The organism is Helicobacter sp. 23-1044 (assembly GCF_053654695.1).
Genome location: NZ_JBSIUQ010000001.1, coordinates 63,098 through 80,169, shown reverse-complemented (window position 1 = coordinate 80,169; position 17,072 = coordinate 63,098). Strand labels below are relative to the sequence as shown.

The 17,072-nt window shown below is 41.1% G+C and carries 24 protein-coding genes; 12 read left to right on the top strand and 12 right to left on the bottom strand.

Annotated features, from left to right (window positions below; translation table 11 throughout):
• Window positions 1–10: 10 nt before the first annotated feature.
• The 4 genes from pflB to ACWIUD_RS00490 form a co-directional block, all read right to left on the bottom strand.
• Window positions 11–2,260 (bottom strand): formate C-acetyltransferase, encoded by a 2,250-nt coding sequence (gene pflB, locus ACWIUD_RS00505; protein ID WP_454145640.1) that lies wholly within the window; start codon window positions 2,258–2,260, stop codon window positions 11–13.
• Between the two features lie 204 nt (window positions 2,261–2,464).
• The gene (locus ACWIUD_RS00500) at window positions 2,465–2,635 is read right to left on the bottom strand and encodes a hypothetical protein (protein ID WP_454145638.1); all 171 of its coding nucleotides are present in this window, start codon (window positions 2,633–2,635) and stop codon (window positions 2,465–2,467) included.
• A gap of 6 nt (window positions 2,636–2,641) precedes the next feature.
• Window positions 2,642–3,622 (bottom strand): DUF6056 family protein, encoded by a 981-nt coding sequence (locus ACWIUD_RS00495; RefSeq protein WP_454146348.1) that lies wholly within the window; start codon window positions 3,620–3,622, stop codon window positions 2,642–2,644.
• Window positions 3,623–3,665: 43 nt separating this feature from the next.
• Window positions 3,666–4,166, bottom strand: a complete 501-nt coding sequence (locus ACWIUD_RS00490; protein WP_454145636.1) for a DUF6056 family protein — start codon at window positions 4,164–4,166, stop codon at window positions 3,666–3,668.
• Between the two features lie 2 nt (window positions 4,167–4,168).
• On the opposite strand from ACWIUD_RS00490, the gene ACWIUD_RS00485 reads away from it, so the two are divergent.
• Window positions 4,169–4,336, top strand: a complete 168-nt coding sequence (locus ACWIUD_RS00485) for a hypothetical protein (protein ID WP_454145634.1) — start codon at window positions 4,169–4,171, stop codon at window positions 4,334–4,336.
• A 170-nt stretch (window positions 4,337–4,506) separates the two neighbouring features.
• Here the strand turns inward: ACWIUD_RS00485 and aspA are convergent, their stop codons facing one another.
• A complete protein-coding gene (aspA, locus tag ACWIUD_RS00480) occupies window positions 4,507–5,913 on the bottom strand; it encodes an aspartate ammonia-lyase (RefSeq protein ID WP_454145632.1) in 1,407 nt (468 codons plus the stop codon).
• A gap of 118 nt (window positions 5,914–6,031) precedes the next feature.
• Between aspA and ACWIUD_RS00475 the strand changes: the two genes are divergently transcribed.
• Complete coding sequence (locus ACWIUD_RS00475) at window positions 6,032–6,721, top strand: hypothetical protein (RefSeq protein ID WP_454145630.1); 690 nt, start codon at window positions 6,032–6,034, stop codon at window positions 6,719–6,721.
• Between the two features lie 261 nt (window positions 6,722–6,982).
• Here the strand turns inward: ACWIUD_RS00475 and ACWIUD_RS00470 are convergent, their stop codons facing one another.
• The 3 genes from ACWIUD_RS00470 to ilvC all read right to left on the bottom strand — a co-directional run bounded on the left by ACWIUD_RS00470 (window position 6,983) and on the right by ilvC (window position 8,444).
• Window positions 6,983–7,150 (bottom strand): hypothetical protein, encoded by a 168-nt coding sequence (locus ACWIUD_RS00470; RefSeq protein ID WP_454145628.1) that lies wholly within the window; start codon window positions 7,148–7,150, stop codon window positions 6,983–6,985.
• A gap of 84 nt (window positions 7,151–7,234) precedes the next feature.
• Window positions 7,235–7,396, bottom strand: a complete 162-nt coding sequence (locus tag ACWIUD_RS00465; protein WP_454145626.1) for a hypothetical protein — start codon at window positions 7,394–7,396, stop codon at window positions 7,235–7,237.
• Window positions 7,397–7,421: 25 nt separating this feature from the next.
• Entirely contained in the window at window positions 7,422–8,444 is a 1,023-nt protein-coding gene (gene ilvC, locus ACWIUD_RS00460; RefSeq protein WP_454145624.1) for a ketol-acid reductoisomerase, read from the bottom strand.
• Window positions 8,445–8,544: 100 nt separating this feature from the next.
• Here ilvC and ACWIUD_RS00455 point away from each other — a divergent pair, with 100 nt between their 5' ends.
• The 7 genes from ACWIUD_RS00455 (at window position 8,545) to rpsR (ending at window position 12,111) form a co-directional block, all read left to right on the top strand.
• The gene (locus ACWIUD_RS00455) at window positions 8,545–9,363 is read left to right on the top strand and encodes an HDOD domain-containing protein (RefSeq protein ID WP_454145622.1); all 819 of its coding nucleotides are present in this window, start codon (window positions 8,545–8,547) and stop codon (window positions 9,361–9,363) included.
• Window positions 9,360–9,563 carry a hypothetical protein gene (locus ACWIUD_RS00450; RefSeq protein WP_454136717.1) on the top strand — a complete coding sequence of 68 codons (204 nt, stop codon included), beginning with the start codon at window positions 9,360–9,362 and terminating at the stop codon, window positions 9,561–9,563. Before ACWIUD_RS00455 ends, ACWIUD_RS00450 begins: the two co-directional genes overlap by 4 nt.
• A gap of 3 nt (window positions 9,564–9,566) precedes the next feature.
• A complete protein-coding gene (locus ACWIUD_RS00445) occupies window positions 9,567–9,842 on the top strand; it encodes a type II toxin-antitoxin system RelE/ParE family toxin (RefSeq protein WP_454145620.1) in 276 nt (91 codons plus the stop codon).
• 1 nt (window position 9,843) lies between these two features.
• Entirely contained in the window at window positions 9,844–10,836 is a 993-nt protein-coding gene (gene holA, locus ACWIUD_RS00440) for a DNA polymerase III subunit delta (RefSeq protein ID WP_454145618.1), read from the top strand.
• A gap of 124 nt (window positions 10,837–10,960) precedes the next feature.
• Window positions 10,961–11,395 carry a 30S ribosomal protein S6 gene (rpsF, locus tag ACWIUD_RS00435; RefSeq protein ID WP_454145616.1) on the top strand — a complete coding sequence of 145 codons (435 nt, stop codon included), beginning with the start codon at window positions 10,961–10,963 and terminating at the stop codon, window positions 11,393–11,395.
• Window positions 11,388–11,843: a single-stranded DNA-binding protein gene (locus ACWIUD_RS00430; RefSeq protein ID WP_454145614.1), complete on the top strand. Its 456-nt coding sequence runs from the start codon at window positions 11,388–11,390 to the stop codon at window positions 11,841–11,843. The genes rpsF and ACWIUD_RS00430 overlap by 8 nt, the downstream gene beginning before the upstream one ends.
• 13 nt (window positions 11,844–11,856) lie before the next feature.
• Window positions 11,857–12,111 carry a 30S ribosomal protein S18 gene (rpsR, locus tag ACWIUD_RS00425; protein WP_454136723.1) on the top strand — a complete coding sequence of 85 codons (255 nt, stop codon included), beginning with the start codon at window positions 11,857–11,859 and terminating at the stop codon, window positions 12,109–12,111.
• Here rpsR and ACWIUD_RS00420 read toward each other — a convergent pair.
• Window positions 12,108–12,329, bottom strand: a complete 222-nt coding sequence (locus ACWIUD_RS00420) for a hypothetical protein (RefSeq protein WP_454145612.1) — start codon at window positions 12,327–12,329, stop codon at window positions 12,108–12,110. The two genes, rpsR and ACWIUD_RS00420, sit on opposite strands and share 4 nt — an antisense overlap.
• Before the next feature lie 136 nt (window positions 12,330–12,465).
• On the opposite strand from ACWIUD_RS00420, the gene ACWIUD_RS00415 reads away from it, so the two are divergent.
• The 3 genes from ACWIUD_RS00415 (at window position 12,466) to ACWIUD_RS00405 (ending at window position 14,891) form a co-directional block, all read left to right on the top strand.
• A complete protein-coding gene (locus ACWIUD_RS00415; RefSeq protein ID WP_454136726.1) occupies window positions 12,466–13,290 on the top strand; it encodes a radical SAM protein in 825 nt (274 codons plus the stop codon).
• Window positions 13,281–13,481 carry a hypothetical protein gene (locus ACWIUD_RS00410; protein ID WP_454136727.1) on the top strand — a complete coding sequence of 67 codons (201 nt, stop codon included), beginning with the start codon at window positions 13,281–13,283 and terminating at the stop codon, window positions 13,479–13,481. Before ACWIUD_RS00415 ends, ACWIUD_RS00410 begins: the two co-directional genes overlap by 10 nt.
• Window positions 13,482–13,601: 120 nt before the next feature.
• Window positions 13,602–14,891 carry an O-acetylhomoserine aminocarboxypropyltransferase/cysteine synthase family protein gene (locus tag ACWIUD_RS00405; RefSeq protein ID WP_454136728.1) on the top strand — a complete coding sequence of 430 codons (1,290 nt, stop codon included), beginning with the start codon at window positions 13,602–13,604 and terminating at the stop codon, window positions 14,889–14,891.
• Window positions 14,892–14,904: 13 nt separating this feature from the next.
• Here the strand turns inward: ACWIUD_RS00405 and ACWIUD_RS00400 are convergent, their stop codons facing one another.
• The 3 genes from ACWIUD_RS00400 to ACWIUD_RS00390 form a co-directional block, all read right to left on the bottom strand.
• A complete protein-coding gene (locus tag ACWIUD_RS00400) occupies window positions 14,905–15,120 on the bottom strand; it encodes a hypothetical protein (protein WP_454145610.1) in 216 nt (71 codons plus the stop codon).
• Window positions 15,121–15,260: 140 nt separating this feature from the next.
• Entirely contained in the window at window positions 15,261–15,434 is a 174-nt protein-coding gene (locus ACWIUD_RS00395; RefSeq protein WP_454145608.1) for a hypothetical protein, read from the bottom strand.
• Window positions 15,435–15,445: 11 nt separating this feature from the next.
• The gene (locus ACWIUD_RS00390; RefSeq protein WP_454145606.1) at window positions 15,446–17,071 is read right to left on the bottom strand and encodes a M48 family metalloprotease; all 1,626 of its coding nucleotides are present in this window, start codon (window positions 17,069–17,071) and stop codon (window positions 15,446–15,448) included.
• Window position 17,072: the final 1 nt, after the last annotated feature.

Below are 17,072 nucleotides of genomic sequence, written 5' to 3'. Positions count from 1 at the left end.
AAACGCCACTTTACATTTTCTCGTGAAATGTGCGTGAAATCACATCTAATTGCTGTTCTTTTGTGAGTTTTATGAAATTCACCGCATAGCCACTTACGCGAATGGTTAGCTGTGGGTATTTTTCAGGGTTCTCCATCGCGTCTTTTAGCATTTCGCGTTGCAACACATTGACATTTAAATGATAACCATTATCAGCGAAATATCCATCCATAAGTTGCACCAAATTGCCCTTTTGTGCGCTATCATCGCTACCTAACGCACTAGGCACGATTGAGAATGTATTTGAAATGCCGTCTTTTGAGTATTGAAACGGGATTTTTGCCACAGAGCAGAAGCTCGCCACGCACCCGCTTGTATCGCGCCCGTGCATAGGATTTGCGCCCGGTGCAAATGGCTCGCCTGCCTTGCGTCCATCGGGCGTAGTGCCTGTTTTCTTGCCATAGACGACATTTGAAGTGATTGTCAAAACGCTCATCGTAGGCACAGATTCGCGGTAGGTGTCGTGCAAGTTTAGCCGTTGTGAGAAGCTTTTGACGAGCTCTACGGCGATTTCATCTACGCGCTCATCGTTGTTGCCGTATTTTGGATACTCGCCCTTGATTTCAAAATCCACAATCAGCCCCGCTTCGTTGCGTATGGGCTTAACTTTGGCGTATTTTATGGCTGATAGCGAATCGGCAATCACGCTAAGCCCAGCGATACCACCTGCCATCGTTCGCATTACTTTTTCATCGTGCAACGCCATTTGAATGCGCTCATAGCAGTATTTATCGTGCATATAGTGAATCACATTTAGCGTATTTATATAAAGTCGCGCAAGCCAATCTAGCACGATATCTAGCTTTTCTCGCACTTCATCATAGTCTAAATATTCGCCCTCCACTGCGGCGATATTTGGTCCCACTTGCAATCCGCTATTTTCATCTTTGCCCTCATTTATCGCGTAAAGTAGTGCCTTTGCCAAGTTGCACCGCGCACCAAAAAATTGCATTTGTTTGCCGACTTTCATCGGGCTCACACAGCACGCAATCGCATAGTCATCGCCAAACTCTTCTAGCATAATCTCATCGCTCTCATATTGCACCGATGAAGTTTTGATACTCACCTCAGCGCAGAATCTTTTGAAGTTTTCAGGCAATCGCGTATTCCACAAAATCGTCATATTTGGCTCTGGCGCGGGTCCTAGATTATAAAGCGTATGCAAAAATCGATAGCTCATTTTAGTCACCAAATGCCGTCCATCAAGGCACATTCCGCCAATGCACTCAGTCACCCAAGTGGGGTCTCCGCTGAAAAGCTCATCATATTCAGGTGTGCGGAGAAAGCGAATCATTCGCAGTTTCATCACAAAATGGTCTATCATCTCTTGAATCTGCGCCTCGCTGTATTTACCACGCTCCAAGTCGCGCTCCGCGTAAATATCCAAAAATGTCGAGATTCGCCCGATGCTCATCGCCGCGCCGTTTTGCTCTTTTGTCGCCGCCAAATACGCAAAATAAAGCCACTGAATCGCTTCTTTGACATCTACCGCAGGGCGCGAAATATCAAATCCATAGCTTTGTGCCATAGTTTTTAGCTCATTTAGTGCCTTAATCTGTTCGCTTAACTCTTCTCGTGCGCGGATGGTGTGTGAATCCATCACATCAGGTATCATTTCTTTTTTTGCTTTTGTTTTCATCTCAATTAGCTTATCCACGCCATAGAGTGCCACACGGCGATAATCGCCGATGATTCGCCCTCGTCCATAGGCATCAGGCAGTCCTGTGATAATGCCTACCTTTCGCGCCAAAAGCATTTCATCAGTGTATGCGTCAAAAACGCCATCATTATGCGTCTTGCGGTATTTGAAGACATTTGCCACATTTGCGTCCTCCGCCTTGTTGTAGGCTTTTAGCGAAGTTTTCACCATTCGATATCCGCCAAATGGCATAATTGAGCGTTTTAGCGGCTCATCAGTTTGAAGCCCCACTATCGCCTCCAAATCCTTATCGATATAACCTGCCTTGTGCGCGGTAATCGTAGAGATGATATCCGTGCTAACATCATACACACCGCCTCTCTCGCGCTCGACTTTCATCAAATTGCACACCTTTTGCCAAAGTGCCTTTGTCGCGCTTGTAGGCTCACTCAAAAAGCTACTATCGCCATCATAAGGCGTGTAATTTTTCACGATGAAATCACGGACATTGATTTCATCACTCCACAATCCATCTTCAAACTCGCTACCAAAGGCGATTTTACTACTTTCTACATTGCTCATTTTTACTCCTTAATGTTAAAGTATCGTAATTATAGAATATTGCAAATTTTATGTTGCTTAAAAAATGCTTAAAAATGTAAGATTTTTGAAAATTTTTGAAAAAAATGTGTAAATTCTTAACTAAAACTTAAAATTATGAAAATTTTTGGTAGATTCTGCGAAATTTGGCGAAAATTTATTGACTTTTAAGAAAATAAAATTATGCTATTTAAAACGCCAAAAATTAGCTAGATTCTGCGAATTTTTTAACAATGATAAAAACAAACGAACTAGATTCTGCGATTCACGCGAAAAATTGCCAAATTTTCGCAGAATCTGCCACGCCAAAATCGCATTTTTCGCAGAATCCAAACTCAAATTCCACAAATTCTCCACACGATTTTATTCGCAATCCCCTTCTTTTGCCCTCACACACAAACTCTCCACGCCGAAATATTTCGCATAGCTTGGGTTTGGCCACGCGTTTGGATTATTCCCAGCGTTGCCCCAATTCATAAAATTTTTGTAGCGGGAGTGGAAAATGTCATCGATAACTATTTGCATTTCCCCGCGCTGCTTACTTTGCGCGATAAAATCAAGCATATTGTTCCACTTTATGCGATATTCGATAAACGCAAAACTCACAAACACCGCATATCCAAAGCATAGCGCAACTATAATCTTTTGCAGATTCTGCCCCGCAAATCGCTCAAATAATATCGCAACCATCGCAATGGCAATCATACTATCACCCAAACGAGCGCGGGGCGGGAGTGCGGGGAATTGTATCGTGGAGAGCATACAAAGGCAAAACGCCACAAAAAGCACAAGTGGCGCGACAAAAAACCCATCCCTTTTGCAAAGCAAAGTCAGTGCGACAAACAGCACACTTAAATGCGCGATAAATCCCACGCGCATTCCGCCAAATTTCAAATTATTATTCAAAACTACCAAAATCACCACGAGCAACGCAAATAGCGCGATATTTTTCACACTCGCCTTTTTAAAGCATAAAAACCACAAAAGCGGAATGCTAAACAAAAGCAAAATATCATTTCTAAACGCACCCGCCGTTTGCGCCACGCGCTTAATTAGCGCAAAAAAATCTAGTGCCAAAATCTGCCCCAAACTCATATAAACCCCATCAAAAACATCTAGCGACGCCCTTTTTGCGTGTCCGGGCGAAAAATAAAGTGCTAACCACCCAAGCACAAAAAATAGCAATGCAATATTTAAAAACACAAGCGATTTCGCAGAATCGCGCAAGATTCTGCGTCCATAAAGCGCATTTAGGCAAATTATGGCGATGATTACCAAAATGCCGATTTGCTCACTTGCCATCCCAGCGAAAAAACTAAATATGAAAAATGCAAGATAAAAAATGACTTTTAAAAAATATGGAATTTGTGAGAAAAATCGCAGAATCTTATCGCAAAACTCTTTCTGCCCCCCCCCTAATTGCGATTTTACTTGTTACAATAAATCGATATGGAAGCAAAAATAGCATTATAAAGCAAAGTCCCCAAAGGTAGTTCAGTGCGCCACTCCCCCACGCAAAGTTTGACCCAAAGGCGGAAAAATGAAGTAAAATTAGCATAGTTAGGCAGATGAGCGAAATATCTCTAAAATCGCGTGGCGCACGGCAAAATAGCAAAATAAAAAACGCGCCAATAAAAATCATCCCGACAGCAGCATTTAAAAAATCAAAAAGATATGGATTTATCCGCGCAATAAAGGCGGTGAAAAGCAGCTCGCCAATGCGCCCATTCCAATGCAGATACGAACTTTTCGCGCTTGCAAGTCCATTTAGCGCGCTGAAATAGTGATTAAAATCATCGCTTTGCAGTGGCAAAAGAGCGTTTATAAAGAGCAAAAACGCAAATAATGCGAGGAAAATCGCAAGGGTAGGGTGGATGAAGTGCCGCATAAGTGTCCTTTTTTTGTGAAATAAAAGTGGGAATTGTAGCAGATTCTGCGAATGAAATCAAAAGTGCAGAATCTAGTGCGAAAATCGCAGAATCTTGTAAAATCAAATCCAAAAAATCGCAAGAATCTCGCACGAAAAATATTTTAGATTCTGCGAATCGCAGAATCTAGTGCGAAAAAATCGTCATTGCGAGGCAGTTTGAGCGAAGCTAAAACCACGAAGCGTCTGTGCGAAGCACCGACCCACACTTGCAAATCTATAAATTAAATTTTGGATTGCCACGACTTGCTTTCGCAAGTCTCGCAATGACGAAATGATTTAAATTCGCAGAATCTACGCCTTATTTTTTGCTTACCATCTTTGGAATTAGCATATTTTGTGGCGTTAAAATATTATCCAACTCTTCTTTGCTTAAAAGTCCCTTTTCTAACGCCAAATCATACACGCGTTTGCCTGTGTTTAGTGCTTCTTTGGCGATGCTAGCGGAGTTTTCATAGCCGATGTAGGGATTTAGCGCGGTAACGATACCGATAGAATTATACACAAAATCACTGCAAATCGCCTCATTTGCGGTGATTCCGTCAATGCACTTATCCGCGAGCGTTTTCATCGCTTTTTCAAGCATTACGATACTATTAAAAAGACTATACGCAATCACAGGCTCAAAGACATTGAGTTGAAGCTGTCCGCCCTCACTTGCGAAAGTCACCGTAACATCAGAGCCGATGACAAAAAAGCATACTTGATTTACCACTTCGGGGATTACGGGATTGACTTTGCCCGGCATTATCGAGCTTCCGGGCTGCATTTTTGGGAGGTTGATTTCATTTAGCCCGCATTTTGGACCGCTACTTAAAAGGCGCAAGTCATTGCAAACTTTGGAGAGCTTCGCGCTCACGCGTTTTAGCACGCCACTTATTTGGACATACGCGCCTGTGTCTTGCGTGGCTTCGATTAAGTCACTTGCTACGATGTAGTCTTTGCCACTTACCTCGCGGATTTTTCGCTCGATAACTTTTGGATAATCGGGGTGCGAATTTATCCCTGTGCCGATTGCCGTGCCTCCCATATTGATTTCAAGGACTAGCTTTCGTGCCTCCAAAACGCGCTCGATATCCTCGCCCATCATCACCGCAAAGGTTTGAAATTCTCTCCCCAAAGTCATAGGCACGGCGTCTTGGAGCTGTGTGCGCCCCATTTTTAGGACGCTTGCAAACTCTTTTGCCTTTTTTTCGTAGGCAGATTTTAAATGCTCCATAGCCTTTGCCAAATCGCTCAAATAATCGTGCAACGCCATACGCAACGCCGTAGGATAGGCGTCATTGGTGCTTTGGCTTAGATTGACATGGTCATTTGGGTGGAGATATTGATACTCGCCCTTTTTATGCCCCAAAATCTCTAAGCCGATATTAGCGATGACTTCATTTGCGTTCATATTGGTGCTTGTGCCTGCCCCGCCTTGAAACATATCCACGACAAATTGGTCGTAATATCCGCCTTCGATAATCTTATCACACGCACTCACAATGGCATTTTTGATTTTCTCATCTAGCAAGCCTAGCTCAAAATTCGCTAACGCCGCCGCTTTTTTCACCCGCGCGAGATTGCGCACGAAGCGGGGGAAATTCCCCAACTTATCGTGCGAAATGTTAAAATTCTCAACCGCCCTAAAAGTCTGCACACCATAATATACGCTATTATCAATCTCTAACTCTCCGATAAAATCGTGCTCTTTTCGTGTCGCCATCATTCAATCCTTTTTATTAAAATTTGAAATGGCAATCATATCACAAAATGCGCTATATTTTGCTTGATTCAAATCCAAAATGCGCCGATTTGCAAAAAATATCACATTTGGAAGCATAATGGAAAACTACATAAATGACTTAACGCAGAATCTTAAATCCACAAACAAAAAATTATCCGCCGAAAATGACGCACTGCGCGAAGAAAATATCAAATTAAAAGAGCATATCAAAGTTTTAGAGAAAAATGAATACATCGATGAGCTTGAATCAAACCTAAAAACCTTGCAAAATGCCCTGCAAGATGAGCGCGAAACGCAACAGAGCTTAAAAGAAAATGTCGAAAATCTCTCTCATCGATTAGATGAGTTTCTCGCGCTGTTTGCGACTTATATCGATGATGGGGCGCAGGATATTTACAAGCTAAATGGCGATAAATCCCTTATGTTTGGGGTGAATATCGATTCTGCGTTTTTGCAAAGTTCGCCACTAAAAACGATTTGCAACTATCTAAATATCCTAAAATGCACGCAGATTCAGCACTTTGCAATCGATGATTTTCACACGCAAAAAAAGAGCGATATTGCGCTGATTGGGGAGGTTTTCGCGGATTTTGTGCGACTTGCAAATATCACAAAAGAAGCGCATATTTACGGACTTGTGGAGATTGCGATGCCAGATATTATCAATCAAAATACCATCACAATTAGCTTTTATGGTAATAAAGATGTAAGCGGTGAATTCGCGCAATTTAGGGAGATTTACTCAAAGCAGTTAAATGTAAAAGAGAGTTTGAGGATGGAGGCGTAGATTCTGCGTTTTTTATTTGATTCGCAGAATCTAGTGTGAAAAATGCAGAATCTTGTAATGAAACGCAGAATCTACGCTAAATTCGTCATTGCGAGCGAGCAAAGCGAGCGTGGCAATCCATACTAGATTCTGCGAAAACGCAGAATCTCGCGGTAGATTCTGCGAAAATATTTAGATTCTGCGATTTTTCGCTAGATTCTGCGACTATTTTGTCATTGCAAGATTTGCATTAGTGGATTGCTTCGTTGTTTTCGCTATCGCTCAAACTGCCTCGCAATGACGGATTATTTTTGATTTTACCCACCCCCTTAATCCCCCTCCGCAAGGGAGGGGGAGAATTTGAGATATTTCGCTACGCTCAATATGACAAAAAATCGCAGAATCTAATATAGATTGCCACGATTCTGCGTAAAACGCAGAATCTCGCAATGACGGATTGAGATTCTTCGCTCGTTATACTCGCTCAGAATGACAAAGTTTTTTATATTTTTTGTTTGGATTGCTTCGGGCTTTTTACAAAAGCCCTCGCAATGACGGATTTTTAATTTTAGATTCGTGCAAAGCACGAATCACAATCGAAGTAATGGCGGTAGTGCTTTGCGTTGTTTTTATGCGAAACAAGCGAAATAGAACTTTGGGGTTCATTGAGCGTAGTTTTGTATAAAAACAACGCAAATGATTACCCCAGAACAAATTGTCCCTAATTTTTGTCTTTATTGATTAGCTTCCCCTTCCCAATCCACGGCATCATTCCGCGTAATTTCGCGCCCACTTGTTCGATTCGATGATTTGCCAAATTTTTGCGCTCTGCATTCATTCGCGCATACCCTGCCTTGCGCTCTAAAATGAAGTCTTTTGCAAAGCGTCCCTCTTGAATATCGCGCAGAATCTCTTTCATCGCCTTTTTAGATTCTGCGTTTATTACGCGTGGTCCGCTTACCATATCGCCGTATTCTGCGGTGTTTGAGATGGAGTAGCGCATATCAGCCAATCCGCCTTGATAAATCAAATCAACGATTAGTTTTAGCTCGTGTAGGCACTCAAAATACGCCATTTCTTCGGGGTATCCCGCCTCCACTAGCGTCTCAAATCCCGCTTTGACTAGGCTTGTAACGCCACCGCATAGCACGGCTTGTTCGCCAAATAAATCCGTTTCGGTTTCATCTTTGAATGTGGTTTCGATGATTCCACTTCTACCGCCGCCAATCGCACACGCATAGCTTAATGCAAGCTGTTTTGAGTTGCCATCAAAGTCATTTGCCACTGCGATTAAGTCTGGGATTCCCCCACCTGCGACAAATTCGCTTCGCACGGTGTGCCCGGGAGCTTTTGGAGCTACCATTATCACATTTACATCTTTTGGCGCATTTATTTGCCCAAAATGCACATTAAATCCGTGTCCAAAGGCAATCGTTTTGCTTGGCGAAAGATTTGGCAAAATTTCAGCCTTAAACACATCGCTTTGCAACTCATCAGGGATTAGAATCATAATCACATCGCTTTGCTTTGTCGCCTCACCTACGCTTAAAACCTTAAAATTTTTCGCCTCCGCTTTTGCCCGAGACTTTGAGCCTTCTTGCAAACCGATGACGACTTCCACACCTGAATCGCGCAAATTTTCCGCGTGTGCGTGTCCTTGTGAGCCAAATCCTATAATTGCGACTTTTTTCTTTTTTATCAACTCTAACTCGCAATCTTTGTCGTAATAAATGCTTAATGCCATTTTGCACCCCTTTTATTTGAAATTAAAAAGTGCCAATTATAATAGATTTTGTTTAAAAATATGCTAAAATTTCGCTTTATTTTTTAAAAAGGGGGCATTTATGCAAGATAAAGAAATTTATAACTCGCTAATCAAAAACATATCATCATTTCCAGCCATTTCATCAATCGTAGGCGATGTTTGTAGCGTCTGTCAAGACCCAAATTCAAGCATTGCGGATTTAGTCAAAGTCATCGAGCGCGACCCGGGCATAATTATCGATATTTTGCGGATTTCAAACTCGCCTATTTATGGATTCACACGCGAGATTTTAAATATAAATCAAGCCGTTTCACTCTTTGGTATGGGGACGATTAAAGGCTTTGTGATAAGCTCTGTGGTGCGAAAAAATATGAAAATAGAGCTAGACGCCTACGCCACAAGCACCACAAGCTACCTTGATACCTGCCGTGAATATAATCGCTTGCTTATGGAGGCGTATAAAAAAGCGCCAAATACGATAAAAGAAGTGATTTTCCCGGCATCTTTTTTGATGACTTCTGGCGTAATGCTACTTGCAAATGAAGCCGCAAAGCTCGAAAATATCGATGATTTTAAGGCAAAAATCAAAGAAGCGGATTGCTTTTTAGATGTCGAAAATGAATTTTTTGGCGTGAATTGCATTGATGTAACGGCGTTGCTTTTTGAGCATTGGAACTTTGAATCCGCGCTAATTGAGGCGATTCGCGGGATAAATAGTAACGATGGATTTAGCGAAACCTCCGCGCCTTTGCGATTTGCGCTAAATTGCATTAGCTTGCATAAGCAATACGCGCCCACGCAGCTTGAATCTGCGCGAAAATTTATCGCAGATAATGCGCTAGATATCGATAACAAGGCATTTGAAGATTTTGTGAATGAGCATAAGGCAGAGCAATGACACTAATAATAGAAAATGTAAAAGAAGAGTATCTCCCCGCATTTAGGGAATTTACAGATAAAATGAATGTTAGTTTAAGAACCGAAGTTGAATCAATAGACTATCCCACGCAAGAGACCATCGATGCTTTGGAAAATTCACACACGGTGCTTAAAACAAGCGATTACGCAGAGTTTGAAAAAATGATGGAAAATGAGTAATTTATGCGCGAAATTCATTTTCAAAATACTTATGAAAAGGATTTTAAGCTCGTTAAAAAGCAAGGTTGGAATTTAGAAAAAATCAAAAGCGTAGTTATTCAACTGCAAACTTGCGATATTTTAGAGCCACAGCTAAAAGACCACGCACTTTTAGGCACATACAGCGGTTATCGTGAATGCCACATTTATGGCGATTTGGTTATTGTTTATAAGCGCGACAAAGAGACGCTTGTGCTTTATAGAATAGGCAGACACCAAGATTTATTTAAAAATTATTAAAATGTATAAAAAAGACTTTGATTTATTCTTGAAAAATGCCGTGCCAAAGGCAAGTTTGCTTTGGGGCGAATGCGATTTTTTTATAAATTTTTATGCCACAAAAATCAAAAATCTTATAAAAAATAATGGCGCAGTGGATATTTTTCCGCTGTATTTTGAGGAATACAACGCAAATCAAATCATTGAGATTCTATCGCAACAATCGCTATTTTCAAACGCATCTTTGGTGGATTTGAAAATCAACAAGATTAAAGAATCCACCAAAAAAGATATTTCAAAATTCTTGCAAATTTTAAAGCGCAATCCACATAATTATCTCATAATCGAATTTTACAGCGATGATTCGATGGATTATGGCAAGAACGCAAGGGCACTCTCCGCGCTTTTTAACTCAAATGAATTCGCAAATGCGCGCTTTTTTAATCCATCGCAAAAAGAAGCAATAGAGATTCTGCGATATTTTAGCGCAGAATCTGCCCTAAAAATCAGCGATTTAACGCTAAATCATTTATATGAAATGCAAAATTATAATCTCCAAATTTGCGCAAATGAATTGCAAAAATTTGCCGTGTTTGATGGCGAAATCACCAAAGAATTAGTCGATAAACTATCCTACGGACTTCACGCAAAGGGCGTAGATGAGCTATGCGAGGCACTTTTAAATAAAAATGATTATTTGGAGATTTTATCAAAAATGCAAGAGGAAGGATTGCAGGATATGGATTTGATTCGCGCATTGCAGGGATATTTTTATCGATTATTTCAATTTTTTGCCTATATCAAGGCAAATGGGCGCGTAGATTGCGCCAAAATCTTAAAATACACTTTGCCAAAACACATTGAGACAAAATACACAAATTTTGCTATGCGTTTGCGAGAACCGCAGTATTTGGGGATTTTCGCGCTTTTAAATGAATGGCGCGTGAATGCAATTAGTGGCAAAGATAAAAATTCTTTTGCAAATTTAATAAAACTTCAAGCAATTTTAAGATAGAATTCCGCTTTTTTAATTCAAAAATCCTTGCTTTAAATCATAAAAGTCCTGTTGAATCGAGTGAAACGCTTGATTTGCAGGGCTAAATCGCAAAGATTTAAGGCGGAATCTAAAAGGAGCAAAAATGCGATTTTATGAAACTATGTTTATTTTAAAGCCCACTCTCACGCAGGAAGAAACCACTGCCAAAATCGATTTTTTCAAAAGCGTTTTGACAAACAATGGCGCGAGTATCGAAGCTACAATCGATATGGGCATCCGCAATTTGGCGTATGAAATCAAAAAATGCAAACGCGGATATTATTTTGTGATTTATTTTAAGGCGAATCCTACGCTTGTCGCGGAGTTGGAGCGCAATTACCGCATAAATGAAGAGGTGATTCGCTTTATTGTGATAAATTACAAAAATAAAACCGAGCAGAAAAATTGGGGCATTTTGGTGGATAAGGCAAATGGCAAATATGTCGAGCCAAAGCGCAAAAAGAAAGCAGATTCAGCTGAATCAAACGCAGATTCTGCGGTAGATTCTGCGAAGCAAAGCGAGGGTGATAATGTTTAATAAAATAATTATCGTAGGCAACCTAACGCGCGATGTCGAGCTAAAATACTTGCAAAGTGGCTCAGCTGTGGCGACAATCGGACTTGCTAGCAATCGCAAGTATAAAAAGCAAGATGGCGATTGGGCGGAGGAAACCTGCTTTGTGGATGTGAGCTTGTTTGGACGCACGGCAGAGGTGGCGAATCAATATTTGAAAAAAGGCTCACAGGTGCTAATCGAAGGGCGATTGAAGTTAGATACTTGGAATGACGCAAACGGACAAAAGCGAAGCAAACACACCATCACAGCCGAATCTATGCAAATGTTAGGCAAAAAAGATGGCGGAGATTCTGCGAGTTATTCAGGGCAAAGTTACAGCACACCAAGCGCGTCAAGTGCGCCATCTAGCGCACCAAAGGCACAAGAGAAAGTGCCAGAGATTGACATTGATGATGAAATACCATTTTAGAAAGGATTAAATAATGGAACGCAAAAAATACTCAAAACGACACTGCAAATACACAGAGGCGAAAATCGAATTTATCGATTACAAGGATATTGATATGCTGAAATATTCGCTTAGTGAGCGATATAAGATTATGCCACGCCGTCTCACAGGCAATACCAAAAAGTGGCAAGAGCGCGTAGAAGTGGCAATCAAAAGGGCGCGTCAAATGGCGTTAATCCCATACATTGTCGATACGAAAAATGTGGTAGAAAATCCATTTAAGATTTAATTTTGGAGGCATTTATGACACACAACGGGGGGGGGGGAAACCTCTAAAAACACGCTAGATTCTGCGAAAAACACATTAGATTCTGCGAGTTTTTCAAATTTAGATTCTGCGAAATATGTGAAAATCGCAGAATCTACGCAAGATTCTGCAAATTTCGCAGAATCTACGCCAAATCCATCGCATAAAAATTCGCAGAATCTAGATTCTGCGAAATCCACAAATTCTCCAAAACTCCGCACGCCAGATTCAAGTAAATTTGCATTTTTTATTCAAAGCATTAAAAATCAAATTAAGGCATTTTTAAGATTTGCGCTGAATTTCTCGCCCACAGGTTATAAATTAAAGCAAGTTGAGATGAAATTCAATCAAAAAATGGACGCACTTTTGAAGTTCAAACCGCAACCTTGCTTGCAGTATTTGGAGGTTTATATCACCGAGCATTGCAATCTAAACTGCAAGCATTGCGCGCCATTTTCGCCAATTGCGGTAAAATCATTTTATGATGTTGAAATCTTTCGGCGCGATATGGAGCGATTAAGCACTCTTAGTAATCAAACTCTTTGCAAACTCCGCATTCTTGGCGGAGAACCACTTTTGCACCCAAAATGCGAGGATTTTCTAAAAATCGCACGGCAGAATTTCCCGCACACAAGCATTCATTTGGTTACAAACGCAATAATTTTAGAGCGACAAAAGGATAGTTTTTTTGAGACTTGCAGGGATTATAAAATCGCCATTACGCCGACAAAATATCCCGTAAAAATTGACTTTGAAGCGATTGAGGCAAAGGTGGCGAAGTTTGGCATTGAGTATTTCTACAACAACGCAGGGCAGATTGAAAAGACGATGTTTCATCAACCGCTTGATTTAAAAGGCGAGCAAAATCCAAACCTTATGTTTGCCAAATGCGCGTGGGCAAATGGATGTATTGGATTAGATAACGGCAGACTTTATACCTGCCCATATCCGCGCAGTATTAAGAATTTTAATATGTATTTTAAGCAAAATCTGCTTGTCTCGCCAAAGGATTCCATTGATATTTACAAAGCAAAGTCGATGGATGAAATTTTAGAATTCCTCGCAAAACCCATTCCATTTTGTCGTTACTGCGATTTAAATCGCCTAAGCTGGGATAATAAATGGGAGAAAAGTAAAAAAGAAATTAGCGAGTGGATTTAGACACCGCCAAAATCTCACACGAAAAATCAAAATATTTTCGCAGAATCTATGGCAGATTCTGCGGTATATGTCAAATGATTCGCAGAATCTTTCGTGGATTCTGCGATTTTTGGGGTAGATTCTGCGTTTTTGCGTCAAATATTTTCGCAGAATCTATGCTTATTTTATCAAACACATATCGTATTTGTTAAAAAAATGTATAAAATCGTAACACGAAACATAAAATTTTTCATATTTTTTTGCAAAATACAATACGAATTTGAAAATTTATGCTATATTTTCACTTCAAATTTCAATTTAAAGGACAAAAAATGGCAAATTTAGAAAGCAACAATTTCAGTAGCGAGACTCTCGCACTTCACGCGGCGTATAACTACGATTCACAGCGCACTTTGAGCGTGCCTATCTATCAAAGCACGGCATACAGCTTTGAATCTATCGGGCAAGCAGCGGCGCGATTTGGCTTGCAAGAGCTAGGCAATATCTACTCACGGCTTACAAACCCAACGGTTGATGTCCTAGCACAGCGACTTGCAGCGGTTGAAGGCGGTGCGTTTGGCGTGGCGACTTCTAGCGGGAGCGCGGCTTTGTTTTATACATTTGTGAATCTCGCGCAAAATGGCGATAATATTTTGTATTCAAACAAAATTTATGGCGGGACACAAACGCTTTTGGTGCATACTTTGAAGCGATTTGGCATTGAGGTGCGATGCTTTGATGTCGATGATATTTCCACTATCGAGCCACTTATCGATGATAAAACAAAGGTGATTTTCTTTGAATCACTCTCAAATCCGCAAATCGCAATCCCAGACATTGAAGCGATTACCGCGATTGCTAAAAAGCACAAAATCATCACCGTATGCGATAACACAGTGGCGACACCATTTTTGTTTCGCCCATTTGAGCACGGAATCGATATTAGCGTTTCAAGTCTTACCAAATATGTCAATGGGCACGGCGCGGGGCTTGGTGGCGTAGCAGTGGAGCGAGATGGGCTAAATGCGCTTATCAAAGACAATCCACGCTATCCAGCGTTCAACACGCCTGATGAGAGCTATCACGGGCTTGTGTATAGCTCACTGCCACTGCCAAACTTTGGCATTCGCCTAATCACCGAGTGGCTACGCAATATCGGTGCGACACTTGCACCGCAAGTTGCGTGGATTCACTTGCAAGGATTAGAGACGCTAGAGCTTCGTATCAAACGCCATAGCGATAGCGCGCTCAAAGTCGCGGAATTTTTAGAATCTCACCCAAAAGTTGGCAAAGTGGATTATCCCGGACTAAAATCAAACCCATACAACGCGAGATTGAAAAAATACTTTGTAGATTCACGCGCTAGTGGGCTTTTGAACTTTGAAGCGCAAAGCTATGATGCGGCGAAAAAAATCTGCGATACGCTTAAACTCTACTCTATTACGGCAAATATCGGGGATTCCAAATCGCTTGTCATTCACCCCGCTTCCACTACGCACTCACAACTTTCAGCCAAAGAGCTTGAATCTGCGGGGATTACGCCCACAGGTGTGCGCCTAAGCATAGGGTTAGAAAATGTCGATGACTTAATCGCAGACCTAAAAAACGCGATAGAGGCGTAAAAATCACATAAGTTTAGATTCTGCGAAATTGATTAGATTCTGCGATTTGTAAAAAAACGCAGAATCTTGGCACGAAAATCGCAGAATCTAGTGTGAAAAAAATATAAAAAACGCAGAATCTCGCACGAAAAACGCAGAATCTAGTGTGAAAAAATGCGAAAAACGCAGAATCTGCGCTCACTTCGTCATTGCGAGGGCTTTTAAAAAAGCCCGAAGCAATCCAAATCAAGCAAATCTAAAAGACAAATAAAATCAATGACACAAAAAATGAATCAATAAATAATTTGCATTTAGATTCACTTTAAAGTAAGAAATTCGCCCTTGATTCAAGAATCCACTTTATGGATTGCTTCGTTGCGTTCGTTTCACTCACGCGCCTCGCAATGACGGGATTTTTGCACTAGATTCGCATTTTTGCGCCTCGCAACGACGATTCGATTTGGATTGCTTTGTTGTTTTCGCTTCGCTAAAACTGCCTCGCAATGACGGAGTGAGGCTTCGCACTTGATTTTTGGATTGCTTTGTCACGCCTCGCAATGACAAAAATTAAAATTCTATCCAATCTTATTTAACGCCCTTATTCGTTCTTCCAAACTCGGATGTGTGGCAAAGATTTTGCTAAGAAATCCGCCCACATTTAGAAACAACATATGCGCACAAGGCTCTGCATTGACATTTTCCATAAATCCCGCGTTGCCCTTTTTTATGCCCAAATCTTGCGCGTTTTTCGCACTATTTTGCAAATCCATTATGCGCTTTAATGCGGATTTGATTCCTGCGACATTGCGCGTGTATTGCACACTTGAGGCGTCTGCCAAAAATTCCTTTTGGCGTGAGATGGCGGATTGGATTATTTTGGCAAAAATCTGCCCCAAAAATCCTAGCACAAAAAATACTAGCGCAATTAGCACAAGGGCGATAGCCCCGCTGCCGTTGTTTTTGCTACTGCGGGAGCGATTTGACTTTGCTGCGGAGCGCAAGAGAAATTCGCCTATCATCATCGTAAAAGTTAGCCCAAAAATCAGCGAAAAAATCTTTAAATTCAACGCCACATCGCCGTGAAATGCGTGTGAAAATTCGTGTGCGATGACGCCTTGCAATTCATCGCGGGTGAAATTTTCTATCGCGCCTTGCGTTACAAAAATCGCCACGCATTCATCGGCACTGCCAAATCGCTCTCCGCTACACATCGCATTTACGCCCGATTCGCCACTCATCACAAAAACGCGTGGCATAGGCATATTTGAGGCAATCGCCATTTCTTCTACCACGCTAAAAAGCATTTTGTATTTTTTGGATTCGCCACTATTTGCGCCTTTTAGATAGCCGTGAGCGAAAATTTCATCGGCTTTTAGGGCTTTTGCTAGTTTGTCAATGCCGTCATTTCGCATTTGAAAATTTTTGAAAAGATAGGCAAACCACAATGACAGCGCAAAAAACGCACTTAATCCAAATGACGCTTTAAGTGTATCAATGCGATTTGCGATAAAAGCTTGATTGTTAAAATCCTCGATAAATCTGTCATAATCAAAATTTTCTCTCATCGTTATTATCGCATTTGTCATCGCAATGAACCTGTCTGTTGCGATTTCAAATTCACTATTAAACTTCGCATCAAAGCCCAAAAAAATCATTTGAAATAGGCTAAACGCGCACACGCAAATTAGCACAAGCATTATAAAAAATAGCACATTTAGCCACCACACCTTGCGTTTTGCCAAATTTTGGTGCTCCCAAAAATCGCCACGAATCTCCACTTGTCGCCCCAAAATAATGCGCGTGGCGAAAAATAGCGCAATGCTTACATAAATCACAATCCCTAGCGTTCGCGCGTGAAATGAGACATTTTGCATTGCCAAATATAGCACGATTCGCGAGAGTGTCGAATCTTTCTCATAGATTCGCGCTTCAAAATTGCCAAATGCCCCAATTAGCGCAAATATCGCAAGTGCAGTTAGCATTAGCGCGATAAAAAGTTTGATGATTGTGAAAAAAATATTGCGTGATTTTAGATTCGCAAGTATGAAAAATACGCCCACCGCGCAAATAATACCAAAAATCACAAACACGATGGGCGAAAAACTGCATTTAATCGTGTAAAATATCGTAAAAAGCAAATCCACAAACCCGCGCACTTCGCCACTACGCGCTAAAAATGTGGTGCAAAAATCATCACTCAAA

Bases quoted from the DNA above. Each gene is read 5' to 3' on its own strand.
- pflB (WP_454145640.1), bottom strand. From the start codon at position 2,260: ATGAGCAATGTAGAAAGTAGTAAAATCGCCTTTGGTAGCGAGTTTGAA.
- ACWIUD_RS00490 (WP_454145636.1), bottom strand. From the start codon at position 4,166: ATGCGGCACTTCATCCACCCTACCCTTGCGATTTTCCTCGCATTATTT.
- aspA (WP_454145632.1), bottom strand. From the start codon at position 5,913: ATGGCGACACGAAAAGAGCACGATTTTATCGGAGAGTTAGAGATTGAT.
- ACWIUD_RS00475 (WP_454145630.1), top strand. From the start codon at position 6,032: ATGGAAAACTACATAAATGACTTAACGCAGAATCTTAAATCCACAAAC.
- ilvC (WP_454145624.1), bottom strand. From the start codon at position 8,444: ATGGCATTAAGCATTTATTACGACAAAGATTGCGAGTTAGAGTTGATA.
- ACWIUD_RS00455 (WP_454145622.1), top strand. From the start codon at position 8,545: ATGCAAGATAAAGAAATTTATAACTCGCTAATCAAAAACATATCATCA.
- ACWIUD_RS00450 (WP_454136717.1), top strand. From the start codon at position 9,360: ATGACACTAATAATAGAAAATGTAAAAGAAGAGTATCTCCCCGCATTT.
- ACWIUD_RS00445 (WP_454145620.1), top strand. From the start codon at position 9,567: ATGCGCGAAATTCATTTTCAAAATACTTATGAAAAGGATTTTAAGCTC.
- holA (WP_454145618.1), top strand. From the start codon at position 9,844: ATGTATAAAAAAGACTTTGATTTATTCTTGAAAAATGCCGTGCCAAAG.
- rpsF (WP_454145616.1), top strand. From the start codon at position 10,961: ATGCGATTTTATGAAACTATGTTTATTTTAAAGCCCACTCTCACGCAG.
- ACWIUD_RS00430 (WP_454145614.1), top strand. From the start codon at position 11,388: ATGTTTAATAAAATAATTATCGTAGGCAACCTAACGCGCGATGTCGAG.
- rpsR (WP_454136723.1), top strand. From the start codon at position 11,857: ATGGAACGCAAAAAATACTCAAAACGACACTGCAAATACACAGAGGCG.
- ACWIUD_RS00415 (WP_454136726.1), top strand. From the start codon at position 12,466: ATGAAATTCAATCAAAAAATGGACGCACTTTTGAAGTTCAAACCGCAA.
- ACWIUD_RS00405 (WP_454136728.1), top strand. From the start codon at position 13,602: ATGGCAAATTTAGAAAGCAACAATTTCAGTAGCGAGACTCTCGCACTT.